This window comes from Candidatus Syntrophosphaera thermopropionivorans (assembly GCF_004353895.1).
In the GTDB taxonomy this organism is placed as follows: domain Bacteria; phylum Cloacimonadota; class Cloacimonadia; order Cloacimonadales; family Cloacimonadaceae; genus Syntrophosphaera; species Syntrophosphaera thermopropionivorans.
In genome coordinates this window covers 21,647-28,222 of sequence record NZ_SMOG01000022.1, presented here as the reverse complement: position 1 = coordinate 28,222, position 6,576 = coordinate 21,647, and the positions used below count along the sequence as shown (strand labels likewise).

General features: G+C 38.0%; 9 protein-coding genes. All 9 read right to left on the bottom strand.

Translation table 11 applies throughout. The annotated features are described in order from the left end of the window. On the bottom strand, nt 1-1,628 hold a 1,628-nt coding region (locus E0946_RS06155; RefSeq protein WP_133201595.1), incomplete at its 3' end, for an LVIVD repeat-containing protein. A gap of 855 nt (nt 1,629-2,483) precedes the next feature. Continuing rightward, on the bottom strand, nt 2,484-2,891 hold the full coding sequence (gene rplQ, locus E0946_RS06150) for a 50S ribosomal protein L17 (RefSeq protein ID WP_133201594.1): 408 nt from the start codon (nt 2,889-2,891) through the stop codon (nt 2,484-2,486). Beyond that, nucleotides 2,881-3,990 (bottom strand): DNA-directed RNA polymerase subunit alpha, encoded by a 1,110-nt coding sequence (locus tag E0946_RS06145; RefSeq protein WP_133201593.1) that lies wholly within the window; start codon nt 3,988-3,990, stop codon nt 2,881-2,883. Before E0946_RS06145 ends, rplQ begins: the two co-directional genes overlap by 11 nt. 27 nt (nt 3,991-4,017) lie before the next feature. Next, nucleotides 4,018-4,635, bottom strand: a complete 618-nt coding sequence (rpsD, locus tag E0946_RS06140) for a 30S ribosomal protein S4 (RefSeq protein ID WP_133201592.1) — start codon at nt 4,633-4,635, stop codon at nt 4,018-4,020. A gap of 11 nt (nt 4,636-4,646) precedes the next feature. After that, complete coding sequence (gene rpsK / locus E0946_RS06135) at nt 4,647-5,036, bottom strand: 30S ribosomal protein S11 (protein ID WP_133201591.1); 390 nt, start codon at nt 5,034-5,036, stop codon at nt 4,647-4,649. A gap of 14 nt (nt 5,037-5,050) precedes the next feature. Then, nucleotides 5,051-5,419 (bottom strand): 30S ribosomal protein S13, encoded by a 369-nt coding sequence (gene rpsM, locus E0946_RS06130; RefSeq protein WP_133201590.1) that lies wholly within the window; start codon nt 5,417-5,419, stop codon nt 5,051-5,053. Between the two features lie 11 nt (nt 5,420-5,430). Next, on the bottom strand, nt 5,431-5,547 hold the full coding sequence (gene rpmJ, locus E0946_RS06125; protein ID WP_133201589.1) for a 50S ribosomal protein L36: 117 nt from the start codon (nt 5,545-5,547) through the stop codon (nt 5,431-5,433). Nucleotides 5,548-5,586: 39 nt separating this feature from the next. Then, the gene (infA, locus tag E0946_RS06120; RefSeq protein ID WP_133201588.1) at nt 5,587-5,805 is read right to left on the bottom strand and encodes a translation initiation factor IF-1; all 219 of its coding nucleotides are present in this window, start codon (nt 5,803-5,805) and stop codon (nt 5,587-5,589) included. Continuing rightward, nucleotides 5,802-6,575, bottom strand: coding sequence for a type I methionyl aminopeptidase (gene map, locus E0946_RS06115; protein WP_133201587.1), 774 nt, complete (start codon nt 6,573-6,575; stop codon nt 5,802-5,804). The genes infA and map overlap by 4 nt, the downstream gene beginning before the upstream one ends. Nucleotide 6,576 lies beyond the last annotated feature (1 nt).

Sequence of the window (6,576 nt, the reverse complement as noted above, 5' to 3'; positions counted from 1 at the left end):
ATATTACTGGTTGGATGAGGAAGTATAGTATTTAATAATACTGGAGCAGCAGGATAAGAAACATCTATAATTTGTAGACCCGTATAGTAAACTGCTACATAGGCGATATAGGCAATATTATTTGAAACAGTAACAGAGATTGCTTCACCAGGCGTATTATAAGAGCATAGTAGTACTGGATTTTCAGGATTGGAAACATCAATAATCTGTAAACCTGCCCATTCATCTGCTACATAGGCAATATTATTTGAAACAGTAACATATTTTGCTTCACCAGGCGTATCATAAGAGCCTAAAAGAGCTGGATTTTGAGAATTGGAAACATCTATAATCTGTAAACCTGTATAGTCAACTGCTACATAGGCAATATTATTTGAAACAGAAACAGAGCGTGCATAACTAGGCGTAGTATCATAAGAGCCAAGTAGTACTGGATTTTGAGGATTGGAAACATCTATAATCAGTAATCCAGAACCACCAACGGCTGCATAGGCTATATTTCCATATACAGTAACGGAGAGTATATCATCAGGTGTATCATAAGAGCCAAGTAGTCCTGGATTTTCAGGATTAGTAACATCTATAATTTGTAGACCCGCATCTCGTGCTGTTACATAGGCAATATTATTTGAAACAGTAACAGATTCTGCCCAACCAGGCGTATTATACGAGCCCACAAGAGCTGGATTTTGAGGATTGGAAACATCTATAATCTGTAAACCTGTATAGTCAGCTGCTACATAGGCAATATTATTTGAAACAGTAACAGAGAGTGCTTCACTGAGTGTATCATATGAGCCCACAAGAGCTGGATTTTGAGGATTGGAAACATCTATAATCTGCAAGCCATAACCACTAACAGCTGCATAGGCTATATTATTAAAAACAACAATGGAGAAAGTATAACCAGGCGTATCATAGGAGCCAAGTAGTACTGGATTTTGAGGATTGGAAACATCTATAAGCTGTAATCCAGAACCACTAACAGCTGCATAGGCTATATTTCCATATACGGTAACGGAGAGTATATCATCGGGTGTATCATAAGAGCCAAGTAGTACTGGATTTTCAGGATTGGTAACATCTATAATTTGTAAACCCGCATAATAAGCTGCTACATAGGCAATATTATTTGAAACAAAAACAGAGCGTGCATAACTTGGTGTATCATAAGAGCCAAGTAGTACTGGGTTCTGTGAATTGGAAACATCTATAATCTGTAAACCCGCATCCCAATCTGCTACATAGGCAATATTATTTGAAACAGTAACAGATTCTGCCCAACCAGGTGTATCATAGGAGCCCGAAAGAGCTGGATTTTGAGGATTGGAAACATCTATAATTTGTAAGCCAGAACCCCAATCTGCTACATAGGCAATATTATTTGAAACAGCAATAGAGCGTGGTTCACCGGGTGTATCATAAGAGCCAAGCATAACTGGATTTTGAGGATTGGAAACATCTATAATCTTTAATTCTGCCCAATTATATGCTACATAGGCAATATTGTTAGAAATAGTAATGAAGTATGCATCACCAGGTGTATAGTAATCCCCAATTTTAAAATATACTGCACTGAAAGGCAATATAAATGACACCACCATGAAAAATAAAACTATCTTTTTCATCATTCTATCCCCTAATTTTATTAAATTATATTTAAAACTCTTTTCATTTTTTGTCAAGGAAAATAAAAATATTCTATTAATAGTATGCATTTTATGGGGTATTTTTTCCATTAAAGTAATCCAAAAACCAGACTTGAGTAAAAGAATTTAACGAGTCCAAAGATTTGAAGTTATTTAGATTCGTTAATTTTCTATTTAGTTGTTTATTAGGGTTTTCCCGTGGATTATTGTTATTACTTAGGAAATGTTATCCAGGTAGCGGGTTAGATAGCGATAATTTACATTAATAGAGCGAATAAGAATTTAGTGATAAGGCGCAAGGAATAACCTAGCATTATTATTAATCCTATTCAATTAGAATAAAGAATCTTCTTTCTTTGCTACATAGACTGTGATGGCAACAATTCATACAGTAATAGTGTTGCAGTTTGGGTTCTCTTTGTCTCTAAACTTGAATAATAAGGGCATCTTTTTTTATTTTGCTCATTATAATAGGATAAATTCTCTGTAACCTTTTGGTCAAGATACATTGAGTCTCCTTTTAGACCTTAACCTTAACAAATAAAGTGCAAACCATCCCAAGTTAATCTTGAGCTTATGTCCCATTTCGGACATAAGTTGGACATGAGCTGGACATAAGCTGGACATAAGCTGGACATAAGTTGGAGATAAATCAAGAAGTGATAGAAAAGTAAAAAGAAGGATGTAACCAGTTGATATTTATGGAATTGGAGATTTTAAAAGATGAGACTTTAGGAATCTGAGGATAGTAGGTTAAATAAGTTCTTTTTTCAGAAGAATAAAAAAAGGACTACCTTATCGGGTAGTCCATTTTAATATTTATGAGAGGCTTGCTTATTTATTCAGGTCTTTCGCTTTAATATGCTCTTTTTTAGGAGTAATTGTAGAGGATTCAACAAATTGGATAACAGCCATAGGAGCAGAATCTCCTCTGCGATAACCGGCTTTAATAATGCGGGTATATCCTCCATTTCTATCCTGGAATGCCGGAGCAATTTCAGTGAATAGTTTTTTTACCAGGGTTCGGTCTCCCAGCACTTTATAAGCAAGACGACGGGAATGTACGGTATCATTTTTTCCATAAGTGACTACACGTTCAACATATCTACGCATTTCTTTGGCTTTAGCCAGGGTGGTAGTAATCTGTCCATGTTCTATCATAGACTTTACTAGATTATTCATCATAAGACGGCGTTGGTCAGTTTCTCTACCAAATTTTCTACCTTCAACTCTATGTCGCATTTTTCACCTTCTTTTTAGTAGTAGGAACAGGTTTACGAGGTGGAGTAACAGATTTTTCTTCCTGTTCTTCTTTAGTGGGAGCAGTTTCTTCTGTCTTAATACCGCGACTGCGAGCTTCCCTAATTTGACGATAAATTCCTTCAACATCCATTCCGAGATGGAGGTCATATTTCTTTAATTTTTGGACGATTTCTTCCAGGGACTTTTTGCCGAAGTTACGATATTTTAACATTTCCTGTTCAGTTTTAGAAACCAGTTCTCCGATGGTCTTAATATTTGCTGCTTCCAGACAATTTGCCGCACGGACGGAAAGTTCAATTTCTTTGACAGGTAAAGATAGGATACGTTCCTTTTCTTCCAATTCCGGGTCAATATAGACATCACGTATGTATTGAGGTTCCGTTTCAAATAAGCAAATCTTTCCTGCCATATCACGCAGCAGTTTAGCAGAAAGAAATAGGGCAATGCTTGGCTCTATAGCACCATTGGTGTAGATATCTATAAGCAGTTTGTCGTAGTTCATTCTTTCTTTAACTCGCTGATGAGCCACGGAAAAATTCACTTTCAGAACGGGGGAATAGATGGAATCAATAGGGATAAATCCCAGAGGTTTACCTTCTGTATTTTGGCGGTCTGCGGGAACATAACCACGTCCATTTCCAATGATTAAATCCATTTTAAAATCAACATCTTCAGTTACTTCCAGCAAATAGAGGTCTTTATTGATAATTTTTACATTTGGGTGTTCCTGAATTTTAGCTGCGGTAATAATTCCTTTACCTTTATGTTCAAGAGTAACCGTAACTTCATCAATAGAAGTGCAATAGATGACCAATTGTTTCAACCGCAAAATAAGGTCTATATAATCCGAATTAGTTCCGGGAATCGGAGTAAACTCGTGATGTAAACCTTCTATTCTAACAAAACGAACAGCTGAGCCCTGAATGGAAGATAGGAGTATACGACGTAGCGAATTTCCTAAGGTTGTGCCAAAACCAGGTTCCAGCGGTCCAATTTCAAAGTGTCCGAAAGTAGGAGAATAGGTTTGTTTTTCGTAATCCACATTTTCGGGCATTTGTAAAGGTTCAAGATATAACATAATATAAACTCCTCGCTTGTAAAGCCATTATTTGGAGTAGTATTCAACCACCAAACGCATATCAACTGTGGTAGGAATATCCTCTATATTGGGGATATTAACAAATTGACCGCGCATATTTTCTTTATCAACAGTTAACCAGGGGTAGGGTGAACTTGCCTCTGAATTGTTCCAGGCTTCCACTAAAGGTTTTATACCCCTGCTTTTGGGACGGACTTCTATAATATCTCCTGGCTTAAGTAGATAGGAAGGGATATCTACTTTTTTTCCATTAACCATAAAATGTCCATGATTAACAAATTGTCGAGCCTGCATCCTGGTGGTAGCAAAACCCATACGATAGACAGTATTGTCCAATCTTCTTTCCAGCAATTTTAACAAATTATCGCCCGTGATACCTTGCATTTTATCTGCAATCTGGAAGTATCTTCTGAACTGTCTTTCCAGTAGGCAATAAGTATATCTAAGTTTTTGTTTTTCATTTAGATGTAAAGAATAATCACTGGGTTTACGATGCATACTACTTCCATGCTGACCAGGAGGGAACTTACGTTTACTTAGAATCTTGTCGTATTTTTGAGGTCCATAGATATTTTCACCAAATCTACGACATAATTTGGCTTTAGGTCCAGTATATTTTGCCATAATTTCCTCTTTTAAATCCTTCTGGCTTTTGGTGGACGACATCCATTATGAGGAATGGGTGTGGCGTCCTTTATCATTGTTACTTTCATTCCAGCGGCATTTACAGCGCGCAGAGCAGATTCTCTACCACTACCAGGTCCTTTCACGATGAGTCCAACGCGGGAAATACCCATATCTTGGGCAGCTTTAGCAACTTCAGAAGCAGCCATTTGAGCAGCAAATGGAGTTGCTTTACGAGAGCCTTTATAGCCGATTTTTCCTCCACTTGACCAGGCAAGCACATTTCCGCTTCGGTCAGTTAAAGTTACTATCGTGTTGTTGAAGCTGGAATGAATGTAGATTAGACCTTCATCAAAGGAAAGGCGAGTGCGTTTTTTCTTTGGTCTGGTTTTTTTAGGCATAGTTCAGTTCTCTCCTATTTCTTCTTTCTAATTCCGCCAGGACGAGGACCTTTACGGGTTCTGGCATTGGTATGTGTACGCTGTCCACGAACGGGCAGTCCCCGTTTATGTCTTAACCCACGATAACATCCAATTTCCATCAGGCGCTTAATATTCATAGCAACCTGAGTGCGTAGAGCACCTTCCACGACATATTCATTTTGGACAATATCGCGAATAAGTTTTTCCTCTTCCGGGGTTAGATCTTCTACTTTTTTCATTTCGTCAATATTGGCTTTTTTGCAAATTTCTATCGCACGGGAACGTCCTATGCCATAGATATAGGTTAAGCCAATGAATAAACGTTTGTTTTTGGGTAGTTCTATTCCTGCAATATGTGCCAAATTACTCCTCCTTAACCCTGTCTTTGTTTGTGTTTAGGGTTAGAGCTGCAGATAACCCGGATTACACCGTTACGTTTAATAATTCTACAATCTTTACAGAGTTTTTTAACTGATGATCTTACTTTCATTATATCTCCTTGCAAGAGTGCAGTCGTTTCCTGCAATTTTTATTTATAGCGGTAAGTTATCCTGCCACGAGTTAAATCATAGGGAGAAAGTTCCACTTTAACTTTATCTCCTGGAAGGATACGGATATAGTGCATCCGCATTTTGCCGGAGCTATGAGCCAGAATAGTGTGCCCATTCTCCAGCTGCACTTTAAAGGTTGTATTAGGAAGTGCCTCGATGACAATACCTTCCACTTCTATAACACCTGTTTTACTCATACTCTCTCTCCTTTAGCAACGGTTAATATCTCAGGTTGACTATCGGTGATTAAGATAGTATGTTCAAAATGTGCAGATAAAGTTCCATCTGCCACAGAAAATTCCCAGCCATTCTCTTTTACTCTATTGGTGCCGATATTGACCATAGGTTCTATGGCTAAAGTCATACCTGGTTGAAGACGAGGTCCATGTCCAGCACTACCAGCATTTGGGATCTGAGGCTCTTCATGAAGATAACGTCCAACACCATGCCCGGTCAAATCATCTGCCACATAATAACCCATAGAGGCAACATAGGTACCAATTGCATTAGAGATATCTCCTACTCTATTTCCTGGAATCGCAGCTTCTATTCCTTTATAAAGTGCATTAAGGGTAACTTCCATTAATCTTTGAGCATCTGGGGAAATAGTTCCTACGGCATAGGTTCGGGCTGCATCACTATAATATCCGTCCTTGATGGCTCCCACATCTATGCTAATAATGTCTCCTTCTTTAAGAATTACCTTCTTAGAGGGAAAACCATGCACAATAACAGAATTAAGAGATGTACACAAAGTTGAGGGGAAAGGACTTAAGCCAGGAACCTGATAACCTTTAAAAGCAGGTTTTGCACCATTTTTAATGATGAAATCATAAGCAAAGGCATCAAGATCCCAGGTGCTCACGCCAGGCATAATTTTCTCTGCCAGTAAATCCAGCAGTTCACCAAGAATCTGGCAACTGATACGGATTTTATCAATTTCGGCAGGAGATTTGCGTATTATCATA

Excerpts from the sequence above, each read along its gene's own strand:
- map (WP_133201587.1), bottom strand. The coding sequence starts at position 6,575 with ATGATAATACGCAAATCTCCTGCCGAAATTGATAAAATCCGTATCAGT.
- rpmJ (WP_133201589.1), bottom strand. The coding sequence starts at position 5,547 with ATGAAAGTAAGATCATCAGTTAAAAAACTCTGTAAAGATTGTAGAATT.
- rpsK (WP_133201591.1), bottom strand. The coding sequence starts at position 5,036 with ATGCCTAAAAAAACCAGACCAAAGAAAAAACGCACTCGCCTTTCCTTT.
- rplQ (WP_133201594.1), bottom strand. The coding sequence starts at position 2,891 with ATGCGACATAGAGTTGAAGGTAGAAAATTTGGTAGAGAAACTGACCAA.
- E0946_RS06145 (WP_133201593.1), bottom strand. The coding sequence starts at position 3,990 with ATGTTATATCTTGAACCTTTACAAATGCCCGAAAATGTGGATTACGAA.
- rpsD (WP_133201592.1), bottom strand. The coding sequence starts at position 4,635 with ATGGCAAAATATACTGGACCTAAAGCCAAATTATGTCGTAGATTTGGT.
- infA (WP_133201588.1), bottom strand. The coding sequence starts at position 5,805 with ATGAGTAAAACAGGTGTTATAGAAGTGGAAGGTATTGTCATCGAGGCA.